This window comes from Mycobacterium sp. IDUB_39, assembly GCF_055419205.1.
Genome location: NZ_JBVAXF010000001.1, coordinates 1,278,902 through 1,295,510, shown reverse-complemented (window position 1 = coordinate 1,295,510; position 16,609 = coordinate 1,278,902). Strand labels below are relative to the sequence as shown.

The following is a 16,609-nucleotide window of genomic DNA, read 5'->3' as shown; positions in this document are numbered from 1 at the left end:
GGTTGTTTCTTTCTGGCAGGAGTCGGGCAACATGGGCGTATGAGCACAGACGGCTTCGACGACAACCCGCTGTCGACGTCCGAGTCGCTCGACTCCGACGAGATTCGCAACGACGACGGCGACGAGGTGGTGGACGCGCCGCAGAACTGGATCGAGCCGAAGGACGAGGAGACGCTCGACGAACGACTCTCCGACGAGGAGCCCGACGTGGACGCCGAGTCCGACGACGAGTTCGACGACGGCCAGCCGTCCAGCGACGCGCAGGACTCCGACCAGGCCGTTGGGCTCGAGGTCGTCAGTGACGACGACATCGATCACCTCGACCCCGAGCAGCACGGCCGCGAGCGCGGTCAGATCGACGGCACACCCGAGGACGGCGACTCGTTCTTCGACGTCATCGAGTAAGCGACGTCATCGAGTAAGAGGGGGTCGCTGACGCTCAGTCGGCGACGGCCTGCAGCACGATGACGGTGCGTGCCTCGACGGGGATCTTCAGCCCCGCCTTGAGCACGGCATCCCGATCCGGATCGTCAGTGCGGGTGTCGATCACCGGTTGCCACGCCTCGCCGAACTCGGTCGGCGGCAGCGTGAATTCGATGTCCTCATGGTGCGCGTTGAAGAAGAGCACGAACGAGTCGTCGATGACTCGCTGATTGCGGGTGTCCCGGTCGGGAATGCCGTGGCCGTTGAGGAACACACCGACCGACTTGGCGAACCCCGAACCCCAGTCCTCACCCGTCATCTCCGCGCCGTCAGGGGTGAACCACGCGATATCGGGTAAGCCCGCCGCGCCGCGCCGTCCGACCGGCTTGCCGCTGAAGAACCGACGCCGACGGAACACCGGATGTGCGGCACGCAGCGCGGAGACCGCCTGGGCGAACTCGAGGAGATCGCTGTCGGCGTTGTCCCAGTCGATCCACGTGATCTCGTTGTCCTGGCAGTAGCCGTTGTTGTTACCGCCCTGGGTGCGTCCGAGCTCATCGCCGTGACTGATCATCGGAACGCCCTGCGAAAGCAGCAGAGTGGTCAGGAAGTTGCGTTCCTGGCGGGCGCGAAGGGCGTTGATCTCGGCGTCGTCGGTGGGACCCTCCACGCCGCAGTTCCACGACCGGTTGTGACTCTCCCCGTCGTTGTTGTCCTCGCCGTTGGCGTCGTTGTGTTTCTCGTTGTACGACACCAGGTCTCGCAGCGTGAAGCCGTCATGGGCGACGACGAAGTTGATCGAGGCGACGGGTCTGCGCGCGGTGTTCTCGTAGAGGTCGGCGGAGCCGGTCAGCCGGTAGGCGAACTCGTCGAGGGTGGCGGGCTCGCCGCGCCAGAAGTCGCGCACGGTGTCGCGGTACTTGCCGTTCCACTCCGTCCACTGCGGCGGGAAGTTGCCCACCTGATAGCCGCCGGGGCCGACGTCCCACGGCTCGGCGATGAGCTTCACCTGGCTGACCGTCGGATCCTGTTGCACCAGTTCGAAGAACGTCGACAGCTTGTCGACGTCGTAGAACTCGCGGGCCAGCGTCGACGCCAGGTCGAAGCGGAACCCGTCGACATGCATCTCGGTGACCCAGTAGCGCAGCGAGTCCATGATCAGCTGCAGCGAGTGCGGGTGGCCGACGTTGAGGCTGTTGCCGGTGCCGGTGTAGTCCATGTAGTACCGCTTGTCGTCGTCGACGAGCCGGTAGTAGGCGGCGTTGTCGATGCCGCGCATGGACAGTGTCGGGCCCAGGTGGTTGCCCTCGGCAGTGTGGTTGTAGACCACGTCGAGGATCACCTCGATATCGGCCTCGTGCAGGGCGCGGACCATGGCCTTGAACTCCTGCACCTGGCCGCCGGGGGTGCCGCTGCTGCTGTACTTCGGGTCGGGTGCGAAGAACCCGATGGTGTTATAACCCCAGTAGTTCGACAGCCCCTTGTCGATCAGCGTCGAGTCGTTGGCGAAGTGGTGCACCGGCATCAACTCGATGGCGGTGATGCCGAGTGCCTTGAGGTGCTCGATGATCGCCGGATGGGCGACGGCGGCGTAGGTGCCGCGCATCTGCTCGGGGATGTCGGGATGGGTTTCGGTGAGACCCTTGACGTGGGCCTCGTAGATGACGGTGTCGGCGTACTCGTGGTTCGGCGGACGATCGATACCCCAGTCGAAGAACGGGTTGATCACCACCGACTTCGGCATGCTCGCGGCGGAGTCGTCGTCATTGCGGCTGTCCTCGTCACCGAAGTCGTAGCCGAACAGCGACTGGTTCCAGTCGAAGATGCCGTCGATCGCCTTGGCGTACGGATCGAGCAGCAGCTTGGTCGGGTTGCACCGGTGGCCCTCGGCGGGGTCGAAGGGGCCGTGCACGCGGTACCCATACCGCTGTCCGGGCTCGATGTTCGGCAGGAAGCCGTGCCACACGAACCCGTCCACCTCCTCCAGGGTCAGCCGGGTCTCGGTGCCATCCGCGTCGAACAGGCACAGCTCGACGCGGTCGGCGACCTCGCTGAACAGCGCGAAGTTCGTGCCGGAGCCGTCATATGAGGCGCCAAGGGGGTAGGCCTTGCCGCGCCAGACCTCCTGAGGAACGGCGTTGGGACTCGAGACTTGGGTCAAGGGGCACCCTTCTTGCTGGGAGATATCCGGACCAAGTCGACGATACGACGTGCCAGGGTGCGGGAGCATGGCGGGCGAGAGGCTCACATTGGAGGTACGCCACTTGTCCGCACCCGCTGATCTGCCCATTTACCGCACTTTGCAAACCAGCGCGAGCGGCGGTGTAACCACTGTCACGCTGAATCGGCCCGCGCAGCGCAACGCAGTCGGCGATGGTATGCGCGAGGAGCTGGCCGACGCGTACACCAGGCTCGATGCCGACGACAGGGTCCGCGTGGTGGTCCTCACAGGTGCTCCGCCCGCGTTCTGTGCGGGTGCCGACCTCGCCGGGGGCGAGGAGACCTTCGCCGGAACCGGTCCCGACTTCACCGCCGCGGGTGTCGCGGTGCCTGCCTGGACGCTGAGCAAGCCGGTGATCGCCGCGGTCAACGGTCACGCCATCGGGCTGGGTCTCACCCTGGCTCTGCAGTGCGATATCCGCCTGTTCGCCGCCGACGCGACCTACGGCGTCGTGCAGGTCCGTCGCGGGGTCGTCGGCGACGCGTACTCGCACTGGGTGCTGCCTCGTCTCGTCGGCATCGCGAACGCCGCGGAGATCCTGCTGACGGGCGCGACGTTCGACGGGCACCGCGCCGTGGCGCTGGGGCTGGGCAGCCGGGTGCTGGCCGCCGACGAGGTGCTGCCCGCGGCCCTGGAGATCGCCAACGACATCGCGACCAATACCGCGCCGATGTCGGTGGCGGCGAGCAAGCGACTGCTGTGGGACTCGTTTGGACTCGACTCCGCCGCGGTCGGAGAGCGGGAGACGGCCATCCACCGCGTACTCATGGCCCATGACGACGCCCGCGAGGGCGTGCGGGCGTTCCAGGCCGGTCGTGCACCGCAGTGGTCCGGGCGGCCCGTCGACCCGACGCGGCACTAGGGATACGCTGGCCAGTGCAGCTGGTTTGTCGTCGTCCTCGGACGGCGACATCGCAAGAGGGAACCCGGTGGGAATCCGGGACTGTCCCGCAGCGGTATGCAGGAACGACCGCCGTCATCAGCACTGGCCCGCGAGGGCTGGGAAGCGACGGCCAGTAGGTGCACGAGCATCGTGCGCGCCTGTGAGTCCGAAGACCTGCCAGCCGTACCGGACGCGCCGCGTTCGGTGGATCATCGCCTCGTGGAATGGGCAGTGGCCGAAGCGGTTACTCCAGTGGAATGATCGCGTTCGGTTCGACGTCTCTTGGTGATATCCATCCGTCTCGTCAAGAGGACGTTGCATGACCACAGCTAGACCGTTCACCGCCACCATCACCGGATCACCGCGGATCGGCCCCAATCGGGAACTCAAGCGTGCCGTCGAGAGGTACTGGGCGGGTCGCATCGAGCGAGCCGAACTCGAGGCCCTTGCGGCGAACCTGCGTGCCGACACCTGGCAGTCGCTTGTCACCGCGGGCCTGGACTCGGTGCCGGTTAACACCTTCTCCTACTACGACCAGATGCTTGATACCGCCGTGCTGGTTGGTGCCCTGCCGGAGCGTGTGGCCGGTATCGGTGCCGATTCCAGCGATCTGGACCGCTACTTCGCCGCCGCCCGTGGGAACGACGACGTCGCGCCGCTGGAGATGACCAAGTGGTTCGACACCAACTACCACTACCTGGTTCCCGAGATCGGCCCGAGGACGCGGTTCGCACTCAATCCCCTCAAGCTCCTCGGTGAGCTGGAAGAGGCACGCGCACTCGACATTCCGGCCAGGCCGGTCATCGTCGGACCCATCACGTTCCTCGCGCTGTCCAAGGCCGTCGACGGGGCGGGTGCGCCCATCGCACGTCTCGATGACCTGCTCGGCGTGTATGCGGAACTGCTTGAGGTCCTCGTGGATGAGGGCGTGGAGTGGGTTCAGTTCGATGAGCCCGTGCTGGTGACCGACATCCTCGACAACGGCGCGCAGTTGGCCGAGCGCGCCTACGGACTGCTTGGCGGGCTGGCCAAGCGGCCGGCGCTGTTCGTGGCGACCTACTTCGGTGAGTTGACCGATGCGCTGCCCGCACTGGCGCGGACGCCCGTTGAGGCCATCGGCGTCGACCTGGTCGCGGGCGGCGTATCGGCAGTGGCCGCTGTCCCGGAGTTGGCGGGCAAGACCGTCGTCGCCGGGATCGTCGACGGCCGCAACGTCTGGCGCACCGATCTGGAGGCGGCGTTGGGCACGCTAGCCACGATTGTGGGATCGGCGGGTGCAGTGGCGGTTTCGACGTCCTGCTCAACGCTGCACGTGCCATACACACTGGACGCGGAGCCCGGGCTCGAGACCGCGCTGCGCAGTTGGTTGGCGTTCGGCTCCGAGAAGGTCACCGAAGTGGTCGCGTTGGCGCGCGGTCTGAGGGACGGGCGGGACGCCATCGCCGCCGAGGTCGCCGCATCGAACGCGGCCATCGCCTCACGGCGTGCCGACCCGCGCCTGTCCAACGAGCGGATCCGCGCGCGTATCGCCGCGATCGCCGCATCCGGCACCACGCGCGGTCCGGCGGCGCAGCGCCGCGAGGCGCAGAACCAACGGCTGCGGCTGCCCGACCTGCCGACCACGACCATCGGTTCCTACCCGCAGACATCGGCGATCAGAGTGGCCCGGGCCGCACTGCGGGCCGGCGAGATCGATGCGGCGGAGTACGAGCGCCGGATGAAGGCGGAGATCGCCGACGTCATCAAGCTTCAGGAGGACCTGGGTCTTGACGTGCTGGTGCACGGCGAGCCCGAGCGCAACGACATGGTGCAGTACTTCGCCGAACAGCTCGACGGGTTCTTCGCCACGCAGAACGGCTGGGTGCAGTCCTACGGCAGCCGCTGCGTGCGTCCGCCGATCCTGTACGGCGATGTCAGCCGGCCGACGCCCATGACGGTCGAGTGGATCACCTACGCGCAGTCGCTCACCGCCAAGCCGGTGAAGGGGATGCTGACGGGCCCGGTGACCATCCTGGCGTGGTCGTTCGTCCGCGACGATCAGCCGTTGGCCGACACCGCGGCCCAGGTGGCGCTGGCGATCCGGGACGAGACGGTGAATCTGCAGGCGGCGGGTATCGCGATCATTCAGGTCGACGAGCCCGCGCTGCGTGAACTGCTACCGCTGCGATCGAAGGACAAGGACGAGTACCTGAGGTGGGCAGTCGACGCGTTCCGGCTGTCCACGTCGGGGGTCGCCGACTCCACCCAGATCCACACGCACCTCTGCTATTCGGAGTTCGGCGAGGTGATCGGAGCGATCGCCGACCTGGACGCCGACGTGACGTCGATCGAGGCGGCGCGGTCACACATGGAGGTGCTCGGTGACCTCAACGAGGTGGGCTTCGCCAACAGCGTCGGACCGGGTGTCTACGACATCCACTCACCGCGTGTTCCCGGTGTCGACGAGATGGTGTCATCGCTGCGGGAGGCGCTGAAGTCCGTTCCCGCCGAACGGCTCTGGGTCAATCCAGACTGTGGATTGAAGACACGGACCACCGATGAGGTGACGGCGTCGCTGAGGCACCTGGTGAGCGCCGCCCGGGAGGTCCGCAGCTAGCCGATCACGACGCCCGAGGCACGCAGCGCGTCGACCGCCTGCGCGGTCGTCGCCGGCGACACCCCCGCCGTCAGATCCAGCAGGACGCGGGTGGTGAAACCGGCGGCGACCGCATCGGCCGCGGTGGCCTTCACGCAGTAGTCGGTGGCGATGCCCGCCACGTCGACGGCGTCCACACCGCGCTGGCGCAACCAGTCGGCCAGCCCCGTGCCGTCCTCGGCGTGCGCACCCTCGAAACCGCTGTAGGCCGCCGAGTGGTGGCCCTTGTGAAACACGGCCTCGACGGCGGACGGATCGAACGCCGGATGGAACTCGACGCCCGCGGTACCCACGACACAGTGCGGCGGCCAGGAGTCCTGGTAATCGGGGTGCTCGGAGAAGTGCTCGCCGGGATCGATGTGGTAATCCATCGTCGCGACCACGTGGTCGTAGTCGTGGTTGCGCAACAGGTCGGTGATCTTGCGCGCGACGTCCGCGCCACCCTCGACCGCAAGGGAGCCGCCCTCGCAGAAGTCCTTCTGAACGTCGACAATGATCAGCGCGCGCATGCTGACAAACTTAACCGCCGAACAGCAGGTACAGCCCGGTGAACGTGTAACCGACCATGACCAGCATCATCGCGAGTTGCCCGCTCACCTGGTGGCGTCTCGGCAGCACTGCCAGCGCCCGGTCGTGCGCGGCCACCACACCCGCGATATGCCCGGCCACCACGAAGCCGACCTTGAGGGTGGCCAGGACCGACGGGTGCATCGACAACACATAGGACACGTGCGCGTCGCCGAGCCACCCCCAGCCGAACGGGTCGGCGAGGCGCAGCACCGTCTGCTGGCCGCGCTCCACCAGATAGGTCAGGTAGTGCGCGAACACGTAACCAACCACGATCGGAATCAGCGAGTGCGCCAACAGGCCCGGCAGTTCCCGCCGCTTCGCGTGGTCGACCCCGCCCGTCGCGCGCGCCGCGAGCCAGAACGACCCGCCGACCACCCCGGCAAAAGTGGTCAGCGCCACCGTGCGGATCAGTACCGCGACCGTTCCCGAACCGCCCGACACATCGTCGACGAAACCGCGCCATCCCGGCATCGCCGAGAAGCTGTCGAACGCAGTGGATCCCAGCAGGACCGCCAGCACCGCAACCGTGCCCGGCCGAACCGGCAACGACGGCAGGTGGTCGAACGGGTTGCCGACGCCGAGCTGACCGTCGGCGTTGCGCCGCAATGGCGACAGGCGTGACACCACAACGCCGTACACCTCGAACGGGTCAGCCCGGGCGGCCCAGCGCGTCCCGAACAGCAGCACGCCGGCCATCGTCACCGCCAGGTATGCCAGCAGCCATACCTTAATGGCGGCAAGCGATCCCGGATCGGAGCTGGCGAGTTCGAGCCAGACGAACGCGAACAGGCCCAGTACGGCCGGCCAGTACCCCCAACGCGCCGGGTACGCCCGCGGCGGCGGCCTGCGCGAGATGGGTAGCAGCCGGTAGGCCGTGCGCACCGGTGACAGCAGCCGCCAGACCGGCCCCAACACCACCGACACTGCCACCAGACCGACCCAGAGCAGCACGTAGAAGACGCCGGGCAACGGGTTGTCGCCGTCCTGGGGCCCGAACACCGCCGCCACCCCCACCCACAGCGCGAGCAGCAGCGCGAGCAGCGCGACCGTCCACCGCACGGCGGAGTTGTCGACCAGGGCCGTGCACCACTGGGGCAGGGGCCGTGCGGGTCTGTCCGGGTCGAAGCGGGGGCGCTTCCAGGCGAGTGCGACGACGGCGAATGTGAACGTCAACGCCCACGCGGCGCCGATCAGGGCGTAGGTGAAGGGAATTGGAAGATCGGAAGATCCACCCAACCCGTGCGCGAGTACCACCGTCGCCTGCGCGGGCGTCACTGCACGACGGTGATGGTGACGATGGTCGTGTGTAGCTGGTGCAGTTCGACGTCGACCCTGCCGGGCACGTCGACGGTGAACTGGAAGGACTGACCGTTCGTCGGCGTGATGGCGAAGCTGTGCTCGGGACTGGAGTGCACGTGCAACTCGTCGGCCGCGTCGCTGTTGACCCGGATCACGATGGGCTGTCCCACCTGGGCGTCCATCTGCGTGTTGGTGGGTATGACCTCACCGTCCCTGATCGTGACGTCGAGCGACGCGACGGCGGGTGGTTCCTGCTGATCGGTGAGTTCCGGTGCGGCCGTGGATGATGGGGAAGCGCCCGGAGATGTCGGGGAGCTGCTCGTCGCCTCCTGAGTCGGTCCGCCGCAGCCCGCGGTGATCAGTGCCGCGGCAAGGGTGGCAAGCAGAGTCCGGGAGATTGTGGATGTGGTCACGGTGAGCCATCCTCGCCGGTCGACGCTGGGGATTCGCTGGAAGGACCCTCGTCGTCGCCGCGGCGCCTGTCGCGCATCACAATCCAGATCACCACGCCCACGACGACAAGCGCTGGTGCGAAAGCGGGAATCGCGAGCAGGATCGAATGGTCGGCGAGAATCTCGGGTGCGGTGCTGCCCGTCATGTCTGCCCGGACGGTGCCAGCTCGGGCTCGCTGGTGGTCGGCTCGTTCTTGTTGAGCCGTCCCGCGCCCCAGGCCAGACTGGCGATGAGGGTCAGCGTGCAGAACAGCACCACGAGGCAGCCGATAAGCCAAAGTGCTTGTGGAATATCGGGATTACGTTCGCGCTGCAGGATGGTGACCTCGGCGACGAACGGCCGCGTCATCGAGGACTCCGCGGGTACCTCCTCGGCGCCGATGCCCGGGTCGCCATGAAGGTAGATCGGCACGGCCGCCAGGGTTCGGCCGTCGTGGACGCGCAACAGCGTCTTCCAGGTACCCGAGATCGGCATCGGCTCGGTCGAGCGGAAGTGCCCCGACCCGAGTCGCTCCAGATGATCGACGAAGATGCCGCGATCGTTCTCGATTCCGCCCTGCCAGCCCAACACCGACACCCAGTTGGGGTCTGCGCTGACCAGATCCGGTGGGTTGATGCGGATGTCGGCGGTCGCCATGCGCTGGTCGCCGATGCTGGGCGCTTCGGTCAACGTGATGGTCGCGGTGGCGTTCTGTGGGACGTCGTAGCGAAGCCCGTTGGCCGTGGCTGCGGCGATGGCGATGACTGCCAGCACCACCAGGCCGACGCTCACTGCTCGACTCGGCAGCGTCTGCCCGGTGACCACCATGCCGACCATGGCTCCGCAGGCACCGACGAGCGCGGCGACGGGAACCGCCATCATCAGCGCCTCGGGCCAGATGCTGGCAGGCCACGGGTACTCGTAGACGGCGCCGATCCACAGCGACTCCAGCCACAGGCCGACCGTCGCCACCCCGACGCCACTGACGAGGCCGAACAGCACTGGGCGCTTGAAAAGCGGTGTCAGCGCGAGGAGTTCGATCACGATGGCCGGACCGAGGTACAACGCGAACCAGTTGATCGGAGCGCCAAGCACCGGGCCCACCAGCACGGCCATCAGGCCGCGCAGCGCGATCGCCAGCAGCGCCGCCACGATCGCGGCTCCACGGCCGAGCATCATCCGGGCCGCGACGAGTGCGAAGGCTCCCGCGGCGGCGATCAGCATGGGTTCGAAGACCTGGCGGAACTGCATCACGCCGAAGTCGAACTCGATCTGGAACACCGACATCCCAATGACCACGCCGCCAAAAGCCAGGTACTGCACGAACTTCAGCCCGGGTCCGTCCTTGGGGGCGTCCTCACCGACTGCCCGACGGCCCTCGTGGTCGAGGTACAGCGCTGCGAGCGTGGAGAATCCCGCGCCTCCGATCATCATCAGGTGGGTCGGACCCCACAGCGTCACGTCCTGACCGAATATGCGGTGCCAGATGTCGTCGAGGGGGAACCCGATCAACGCGTACAGCCCGCATCCGGCCATCAGTAGCCCCCCGACCGGGGCGTACCAGGTGCGCGTGATCCGGACGGCCGACGGGCCCGGCTTGTCATAGGGCAGCACGCACGCCAGGCAGCCGGCGACGAACAGGAGGAAGAGCCCGAAGAGGATGAAGTAGTGGGCGGGGTTGGCCAGCGGCCCCGGGTCGCGGCCGTTGCCGATGTGCAGGCTGACGTCCCAGATGAAGCCGAACAGCGCGCTGATGATGGTCGTGATGAACAGCATGATGGGCAGTGCGACCCAGGCCGGGCGCTTGAACCTGCGGGCGGCGCGCTCGCCGAGATCGTGCAGCCAGGTGATCTTGCGTGCCCGATGCAGATAGCCCACCCAGATCAGGATGACGCCGACGACCAGCCCGACGGCGGACATGCCAATGACCTCACCGATCGCCGCCCCGCCACCCTCGGTGCCCGCGGCGAGGTAGGTAACTGCGAACTGCCGAGTCTCCATCGAAATCCCCACCTCAATCGTGTTCGGCCAGCCGAACCTACTCGCCGGTAATGTTGCCAGAATCCGGTATGCGTGACCAGGGGTACCGCATCATCGGTTCTTCCTGGGTGGCCGCAGCACCTTCATCGCCAGGTTCATCACGGGACCCGGCACCTTGTCCCGCATGTCCAGGGCGGCATTGGCCGCCCAGGTGCGCGCTGGGGTGCCACGACCGAACGCCGCGTTGAGCGGGCCGCCGGACGGCTCGAGTTCGACGTGCAGCGGGGGCTTGCCCGCGGCGGCGCCCAGTGCGTTGGAGATGACGATGCGCTGGATCTCGCTGGTGCCCTCGAAGATCGTGTACAGCTTGGCGTCGCGGTACCACTTCTCGACGGGGTGGTCGGTGATGTAGCCCCAGCCGCCGAGGGTCTGGATGGCGCGTTCGGTGGCCTCGACCGCCACCTCGCTCGCGGCGAGCTTGGCCATCGAGCCCTCGCCGCGTTCGAGCGGCACACCCGTGGCGGCCATCCACGAGGCCCGCCACGTGAGCAGTCGGGCGGCGTCGACCTTGGTTGCCAGATCGGCCAGCGGGAACGCGATGCCCTGGTTGTCGATGATGGGCGCGCCGAAGGCTTCGCGTTCGTTGGCATATTCGGTGGCGTATTCCAGTGCGGCCCTCGCGATTCCAAGGGCCTGGGCGGCGACCATCGGGCGGGTCTGCTCGAACGTGCCCATGGTCGCCGAACCCGAGTGCTTGGCCCCGGCCACCACTTCGCGGGCCCTCGCCAGCCTGCGTTCGAGCTTGTCCGGTCCACCGAGCAGATTGGCCGCAGGCACCCGGACACCAGAGAATCTCAGCTCCGCGGTGTGCGACGCGCGGCAGCCCAGCTTGTCGAGCTTGCGCACCATCTCCAGACCGGGTGTGCCACCGGGCACCACGAACAGCGCCTGCCCGCGATGGCCGAGGTCGTCGTCGACCACTGCGTTCACGACGTGCACGTTGGCGATGCCGCCGTTGCCGATCCACATCTTCCTGCCGTCGATGATCCAGTCCGCGTTCTCGCCGGGGCCGTCGCGTCGTGCGCGTGTACGCAGGTTGCGGACATCGCTGCCGCCCTCGGGTTCGGAGATGGCCAGCGCGGCGAGCTTGAGGTCGCCGCGCGACCCGAAGCACTCCGGAGCCCACTGCAGCATCTGTTCGGGCGTCGCGGACTGTCCGATCGCTGACAGCGCCAACGCGGGCATGACGATCGCCAGCCCAATCCCCGCGCAGCCCCAGAACAGCTCCTCCATGAACATCGGCAGCGAGAGGCCGCTCGGGTCGCCGATCAGGTCGCGATAGAACAGCGGACTGTAGAACCCGCGCTCGGCGGCCTCCTCCAGCACCGGCCAGGGAAACTCCTGGCGCTGGTCGTAGTCGCGTGCCACCGGCCGAATCACGTGCTCGGCGAACTCGTGCGTGCGGCGGGCCAGATCATGCTGCGCGATGGTCGGCGTGAAGTCGAGGCTCATGGCCGACCCTGCGTTCCAGTGGACATGTGTTCACCGATACCCATATCTGGGTGACGGGAATCCCGATCGGCCTAGCCTGGGAATCGTGAAGCTCGCGGCTCTGCGCCTGCGGCAGCGCGACGGCGTCTCGTGCGGTCCTGCCGTCGCCGTGGTGGCGGGTGCGCTGCTGGACCCGGCGTATCGCCGCGAACTTGCGGCGCCCACGTGGTTCGCCAGGGAGCAGGGCCGGGTGCACGGGCGAATCAACCGGGTCTGGCCGCGGGCGCTCGGCACCACCCCGATGGGCATGACCAGGGCGATCAGCGCGCAGGGTGCCGGTTGCGGTGTGCCCTATCGGTGGCGTCTGTGCCGCGGGCTGTGGGGTCGACGCGACGCGATGGCCGACGTGCTGGCCGCCGTCGCGCAGGAGCGTCCCGTAGCCATGCTCGTCGGCAACGTCATCCCGCGGCACTGGGTGCTGATCGTCGAGGCGTCGGGGGAGCGTCTGCGCTGCTACGAACCGTCCTCCGGTGAGGTCAGGACGACTTCGGTGAGCGCGGTGCGCACCGGCCGGCTGACCGGCTTGGGTTTCCCGCGAGCGTTCACGTTCGTGCTGCCGTCCGACCTTGATTCGAACGTATGATCGAACAATGGGGCAGCTGCAGTCGATCGGGCACAACGGTCAGCCGCAGCCGGCGACGTTTCGCCGGGTGGATCCGCCCATGCCGGTCCTGATCGATCTCGCCACGATGTTCCCGCGCGAGCCGCATCGGACCGGCGGCTACCACCCGGCAGGCCTGCAGATGCACGCCATCGTCGAGGGAAGGCTGACGTGTTGGGGGCTGTGCGAGCAGGGCCACTGGTGGGGATGGGTGACCTACGACGTGGCCTACGGCGCAGATCGCAGGGCCGTCACGCACTGGGTGCCGGCCTGGACGTTGAAGCGCAAGTAGCGGAATTCGCGCACGTCAGTACGTTGGAGGCATGGCTCGCAAGTACGCCACGGCTGACGTCGTCGCCCGCCCCGAGATGCTCGACTTCATCCGCTCCCGCCATCACATGGTGCTGACCACCCATCGGGCCGATGGTTCATTGCAGAGTTCGCCCGTCACCGGGGGTGTCGACGGAGAGGGCCGGATCGTGGTGGCGAGCTATCCGCAGCGGGCCAAGTCGGTGAACCTGCGCCGTGACCGCCGCGCCAGCATCACGGTGCTGTCCGATGAATTCAACGGGCCATACGTGCAGGTCGACGGCGATGCCGAGGTCATCGACGTGCCCGAGGCCGTAGACGGTCTGGTCGAGTACTTCCGCGCCGTCGCGGGCGAGCACTCGGACTGGGACGAATACCGCGAGGCGATGATCGTCCAGGGCAAGTGCCTGATCCGTGTGACGCCGACGCGATGGGGTCCGATCGCCACCGGAGGATTCCCTCCCGCGTAGGGCGAGAGCACCGCTCGCGGTGGTCGGCCAAGGCGGCCACATTGCGGTCACTAGCTAGTCAAACTATAGTCTGGACACATGTCCAGAGCCCTCACGCCGACTCTGGCCGCGGTGAACTGACCATGCGGATCGCCCTGCTTTCCTATCGGAGCAAGACGCATTGTGGCGGCCAGGGTGTGTATGTCCGGCACCTCAGTCGCGGCCTCGTTGAACTCGGTCACGACGTCGAGTTGTTCTCCGGCCCGCCCTACCCGGAGGGCCTCGACCCCCGGGTGCGGCTCACCGAGGTGCCCAGCCTGGACCTCTATCGGGAGCCGGATCCGTTCCGTATCCCGCGGCCCAGCGAGATTCACGATCGGATCGATCTGCTCGAGCTGCTGTCCACGTGGACCGCGGCCTTCCCCGAGCCCAAGACCTTCTGTCTGCGGATGGCGCGCATCCTCGCCGAGCGTCGCGACGAGTTCGACGTCGTGCACGACAACCAGAGCCTTGGCGACGGGCTGCTGAAGATCGTCGCCACGGGTCTGCCGGTCGTCGCCACCGTGCACCATCCGATCACGCGCGACCGCGTGGTCGACGTCGCAGCCGCCAAGTGGTGGCGAAAGCCCTTGGTGCGCAGGTGGTACGGGTTCGCCGAGATGCAGAAGCGGGTGGCTCGCCGGATCCCGGAGCTGCTCACCGTCTCATCGACCTCGGCAGCCGACATCGCCGCGGACTTCGGCGTCTCGCTCGATCAGCTGCAGGTGGTTCCGCTCGGCGTGGACACCGAGCTGTTCAAGCCCGCGGGTGATCGGGTGCGCAACCGGATCATCGCGATCGCCAGCGCCGACGTGCCACTCAAGGGCGTCAGCCACCTGCTGCACGCTGTGGCACGGTTGCGCGTGGAGCGTGACCTCGACGTTCAGCTCGTCTCAAAGCTCGAGCCCAACGGCCCGACCGAGAAGCTGATCGCCGAACTGGGCATCTCCGATATCGTGCACAGCTCGAGTGGGTTGTCCGACGCCGCGCTCGCCAGCCTGCTGGCCTCGGCGGAGGTTGCCTGCATCCCGTCGCTGTATGAGGGTTTCTCGCTGCCGGCCGTCGAGGCGATGGCCAGCGGCACGCCCATCGTCGCGAGCCGCGCGGGTGCGCTGCCGGAGGTCCTGGGGCCCGACGGCGAGTGCGCGCGGTTGGTCAACCCGGGCGATGTCGACGACCTGACCAATGTGCTTGGCGCACTGCTCGACTCGCCGCTCGAATTGCGGCGCCTCGGTGCCGCGGGTCGTACCAGGGCCGTCGATGTGTTCAGCTGGGAGTCCGTGGCCGCACAGACCGTCGCCGTGTACGAGCGGGCGTGTGAGCGAACTCAACGTGGTGGGCAGAGGAAGGCAGGCGCATGCTGACCGTCGACTTCGACAGGCTTGGCGTGGGCCCGGGCACCAGCGTCATCGACGTCGGCTGTGGTGCGGGCAGGCACTCGTTCGAGGCGTTCCGAAGGGGCGCGGACGTTATCGCGTTCGACCAGAGCGCTGAAGACCTGAACGATGTCGACGCCATTCTGCAGGCCATGCAGGAGCAGGGTGAGGCGCCAGCATCGGCCAAGGCGGAGGCGGTCAAGGGCGATGCGCTCGAACTGCCCTACGCCGACGGCACATTCGACTGCGTCATGGCGTCGGAGATCCTCGAGCACGTCCCGGAGGACGACCGCGCCATCGATGAGCTGGTTCGTGTGCTCAAGCCGGGCGGCCGGCTCGCCGTCACGGTGCCGCGCTGGCTGCCCGAGAAGGTCTGCTGGCTGCTGTCTGACGAGTACCACGCCAACGAGGGCGGCCACATTCGCATCTATCGCGCCGATGAGCTGCACGCCAAGATCGCGGCTCGCGGCCTGGAGTTCGATCACAGTCACCACGCGCACGCGCTGCACTCGCCGTTCTGGTGGCTGAAATGTGCTGTGGGCGTGGAGAAGCCGAACCACCCCGCCGTCGCTGCCTATCACAAGCTGCTGGTGTGGGACATGATGTCGCGACCGTGGCTAACCCGAAATGCCGAGGCGCTGCTGAATCCGCTGATCGGCAAGAGCGTCGCGCTGTACTTCCGTAAGCCGGTGATTGCCAGTGAGAAGTCCTAAGCACAGTCACGAAATTCCAGGCGTCGCAGGCGTTCTGACTCCAGATCAGTGCCTGCAGACCGCCGAGTCCATCGCCGCCACCCAGGAGTCGACCGGCGCACTGCCCTGGTTCGACGGTGGTCACACCGATCCCTGGGACCACGTCGAGAACGCGATGGCTCTCACCGTCGCCGGGCTGTGGGAACCCGCCCGCGCCGCCTACGAGTGGTGCAGGGCCACGCAGCGTGCGGACGGATCGTGGCCCATTCAGTTCCGTAACGGTGTCATCGAGGATGCCAACAGCGACAGCAACTTCTGCGCGTACGTCGCCACCGGCGTGTGGCACCACGTGCTGATCACCCAGGACCGGGGCTTCGCTGAGACCATGTGGCCCGTCGTGAGCCGGGCCATCGACTTCGTCCTGACGCTGCAGCTCGACGGTGGCGAGATCGCCTGGGCCGCAAGCCCTGCCGGAATCATCCAGGAGGCGTTGCTGACCGGTTGTGCCAGCATCCACCACGCGATGCGGTGCGCGATCGCGCTGGCGAACTACCTCGACGAGCCGCAGCCCGAGTGGGAGGTCGCGGTCGGTGCACTCGGCCACGCCATCGCAGAGCATCCGGAGCTGTTCCTGGCCAAGGACACCCACTCGATGGAGTGGTACTACCCGGTGCTCGGTGGAGCGATCCGGGGCGAGGCCGCCCGCGCGCGTATCGACGCACGGTGGGACGAGTTCGTGGTGCCGGGCCTGGGAATTCGCTGCATCGACCATCGGCCGTGGGTGACTGGCGCCGAGACCTGCGAGTTCGTGATGGCGCTGGACGCCATGGGCGACTCGGCGCGTGCGCACCAACAGTTCGCGGCGATGCACCATCTGCGTGAGACCGACGGTTCGTACTGGACGGGTCTGGTGTTCGCCGACGGTAAGCGCTGGCCGGTGGAGCGGACGACCTGGACGGGTGCCGCCATGATCCTGGCCGCCGATGCCCTGTCGTCGACCACCGCCGGCAGCGGGATCTTCCGTGCCGACGACCTGCCGCGCGGCCTGGAGAGCGAGTTCGACTGCGCCTGCGTGACCCGGCGCTAGTCAGCGCCTGTCTCTACGCCCATTTGTGAATCCTGCGACGTTTCAGTCGGTTTCGCGTCGTC

General features: G+C 67.4%; 16 protein-coding genes and 1 riboswitch. Of the genes, 9 read left to right on the top strand and 7 right to left on the bottom strand.

Annotated features, from left to right (window positions below; genetic code table 11):
* The first annotated feature begins 39 nt into the window (after positions 1-39).
* A complete protein-coding gene (locus ACZY0X_RS06015) occupies positions 40-405 on the top strand; it encodes a hypothetical protein (RefSeq protein WP_463768668.1) in 366 nt (121 codons plus the stop codon).
* Positions 406-439: 34 nt separating this feature from the next.
* Here the strand turns inward: ACZY0X_RS06015 and glgX are convergent, their stop codons facing one another.
* A complete protein-coding gene (gene glgX / locus ACZY0X_RS06010) occupies positions 440-2,713 on the bottom strand; it encodes a glycogen debranching protein GlgX (RefSeq protein WP_463768667.1) in 2,274 nt (757 codons plus the stop codon).
* Here glgX and ACZY0X_RS06005 point away from each other — a divergent pair.
* Both ACZY0X_RS06005 and metE read left to right on the top strand, forming a co-directional pair.
* On the top strand, positions 2,652-3,506 hold the full coding sequence (locus ACZY0X_RS06005; protein ID WP_463768666.1) for an enoyl-CoA hydratase/isomerase family protein: 855 nt from the start codon (positions 2,652-2,654) through the stop codon (positions 3,504-3,506). The two genes, glgX and ACZY0X_RS06005, sit on opposite strands and share 62 nt — an antisense overlap.
* A 4-nt stretch (positions 3,507-3,510) precedes the next feature.
* Positions 3,511-3,723: riboswitch (cobalamin riboswitch) on the top strand.
* Between the two features lie 123 nt (positions 3,724-3,846).
* Positions 3,847-6,123, top strand: a complete 2,277-nt coding sequence (gene metE, locus ACZY0X_RS06000) for a 5-methyltetrahydropteroyltriglutamate--homocysteine S-methyltransferase (RefSeq protein WP_463768665.1) — start codon at positions 3,847-3,849, stop codon at positions 6,121-6,123.
* Here metE and ACZY0X_RS05995 read toward each other — a convergent pair.
* The 6 genes from ACZY0X_RS05995 to ACZY0X_RS05970 all read right to left on the bottom strand — a co-directional run bounded on the left by ACZY0X_RS05995 (position 6,120) and on the right by ACZY0X_RS05970 (position 11,955).
* Positions 6,120-6,671, bottom strand: a complete 552-nt coding sequence (locus ACZY0X_RS05995) for an isochorismatase family protein (RefSeq protein WP_463768664.1) — start codon at positions 6,669-6,671, stop codon at positions 6,120-6,122. The genes metE and ACZY0X_RS05995 overlap by 4 nt on opposite strands.
* A gap of 10 nt (positions 6,672-6,681) precedes the next feature.
* Positions 6,682-8,007, bottom strand: coding sequence for a hypothetical protein (locus tag ACZY0X_RS05990; protein WP_463768663.1), 1,326 nt, complete (start codon positions 8,005-8,007; stop codon positions 6,682-6,684).
* The gene (locus ACZY0X_RS05985) at positions 8,004-8,444 is read right to left on the bottom strand and encodes a hypothetical protein (RefSeq protein WP_463768662.1); all 441 of its coding nucleotides are present in this window, start codon (positions 8,442-8,444) and stop codon (positions 8,004-8,006) included. The genes ACZY0X_RS05990 and ACZY0X_RS05985 overlap by 4 nt, the downstream gene beginning before the upstream one ends.
* Positions 8,441-8,629, bottom strand: coding sequence for a hypothetical protein (locus ACZY0X_RS05980; RefSeq protein WP_463768661.1), 189 nt, complete (start codon positions 8,627-8,629; stop codon positions 8,441-8,443). Before ACZY0X_RS05980 ends, ACZY0X_RS05985 begins: the two co-directional genes overlap by 4 nt.
* Positions 8,626-10,464: a hypothetical protein gene (locus tag ACZY0X_RS05975; protein WP_463768660.1), complete on the bottom strand. Its 1,839-nt coding sequence runs from the start codon at positions 10,462-10,464 to the stop codon at positions 8,626-8,628. Before ACZY0X_RS05975 ends, ACZY0X_RS05980 begins: the two co-directional genes overlap by 4 nt.
* A gap of 90 nt (positions 10,465-10,554) precedes the next feature.
* Entirely contained in the window at positions 10,555-11,955 is a 1,401-nt protein-coding gene (locus ACZY0X_RS05970; protein ID WP_463768659.1) for an acyl-CoA dehydrogenase family protein, read from the bottom strand.
* Positions 11,956-12,040: 85 nt separating this feature from the next.
* Here ACZY0X_RS05970 and ACZY0X_RS05965 point away from each other — a divergent pair, with 85 nt between their 5' ends.
* The 6 genes from ACZY0X_RS05965 (at position 12,041) to ACZY0X_RS05940 (ending at position 16,547) form a co-directional block, all read left to right on the top strand.
* Positions 12,041-12,577 carry a hypothetical protein gene (locus ACZY0X_RS05965; RefSeq protein WP_463768658.1) on the top strand — a complete coding sequence of 179 codons (537 nt, stop codon included), beginning with the start codon at positions 12,041-12,043 and terminating at the stop codon, positions 12,575-12,577.
* A 7-nt stretch (positions 12,578-12,584) separates the two neighbouring features.
* Positions 12,585-12,887, top strand: coding sequence for a hypothetical protein (locus tag ACZY0X_RS05960; protein ID WP_463768657.1), 303 nt, complete (start codon positions 12,585-12,587; stop codon positions 12,885-12,887).
* 31 nt (positions 12,888-12,918) lie between these two features.
* Complete coding sequence (locus ACZY0X_RS05955) at positions 12,919-13,374, top strand: PPOX class F420-dependent oxidoreductase (protein ID WP_463768656.1); 456 nt, start codon at positions 12,919-12,921, stop codon at positions 13,372-13,374.
* A 122-nt stretch (positions 13,375-13,496) separates the two neighbouring features.
* On the top strand, positions 13,497-14,756 hold the full coding sequence (locus ACZY0X_RS05950) for a glycosyltransferase family 4 protein (RefSeq protein ID WP_463768655.1): 1,260 nt from the start codon (positions 13,497-13,499) through the stop codon (positions 14,754-14,756).
* Positions 14,750-15,481 carry a class I SAM-dependent methyltransferase gene (locus tag ACZY0X_RS05945; protein WP_241401812.1) on the top strand — a complete coding sequence of 244 codons (732 nt, stop codon included), beginning with the start codon at positions 14,750-14,752 and terminating at the stop codon, positions 15,479-15,481. The genes ACZY0X_RS05950 and ACZY0X_RS05945 overlap by 7 nt, the downstream gene beginning before the upstream one ends.
* Positions 15,468-16,547 (top strand): prenyltransferase, encoded by a 1,080-nt coding sequence (locus tag ACZY0X_RS05940; protein ID WP_463768654.1) that lies wholly within the window; start codon positions 15,468-15,470, stop codon positions 16,545-16,547. Before ACZY0X_RS05945 ends, ACZY0X_RS05940 begins: the two co-directional genes overlap by 14 nt.
* Positions 16,548-16,609: the final 62 nt, after the last annotated feature.

Coding starts and splice junctions, on each gene's coding strand:
- ACZY0X_RS06015 (WP_463768668.1), top strand. CDS start 40: ATGAGCACAGACGGCTTCGACGACAACCCGCTGTCGACGTCCGAGTCG.
- ACZY0X_RS06005 (WP_463768666.1), top strand. CDS start 2,652: ATGGCGGGCGAGAGGCTCACATTGGAGGTACGCCACTTGTCCGCACCC.
- glgX (WP_463768667.1), bottom strand. CDS start 2,713: ATGGGCAGATCAGCGGGTGCGGACAAGTGGCGTACCTCCAATGTGAGC.
- metE (WP_463768665.1), top strand. CDS start 3,847: ATGACCACAGCTAGACCGTTCACCGCCACCATCACCGGATCACCGCGG.
- ACZY0X_RS05995 (WP_463768664.1), bottom strand. CDS start 6,671: ATGCGCGCGCTGATCATTGTCGACGTTCAGAAGGACTTCTGCGAGGGC.
- ACZY0X_RS05980 (WP_463768661.1), bottom strand. CDS start 8,629: ATGACGGGCAGCACCGCACCCGAGATTCTCGCCGACCATTCGATCCTG.
- ACZY0X_RS05975 (WP_463768660.1), bottom strand. CDS start 10,464: ATGGAGACTCGGCAGTTCGCAGTTACCTACCTCGCCGCGGGCACCGAG.
- ACZY0X_RS05970 (WP_463768659.1), bottom strand. CDS start 11,955: ATGAGCCTCGACTTCACGCCGACCATCGCGCAGCATGATCTGGCCCGC.
- ACZY0X_RS05960 (WP_463768657.1), top strand. CDS start 12,585: ATGGGGCAGCTGCAGTCGATCGGGCACAACGGTCAGCCGCAGCCGGCG.
- ACZY0X_RS05955 (WP_463768656.1), top strand. CDS start 12,919: ATGGCTCGCAAGTACGCCACGGCTGACGTCGTCGCCCGCCCCGAGATG.
- ACZY0X_RS05950 (WP_463768655.1), top strand. CDS start 13,497: ATGCGGATCGCCCTGCTTTCCTATCGGAGCAAGACGCATTGTGGCGGC.
- ACZY0X_RS05945 (WP_241401812.1), top strand. CDS start 14,750: ATGCTGACCGTCGACTTCGACAGGCTTGGCGTGGGCCCGGGCACCAGC.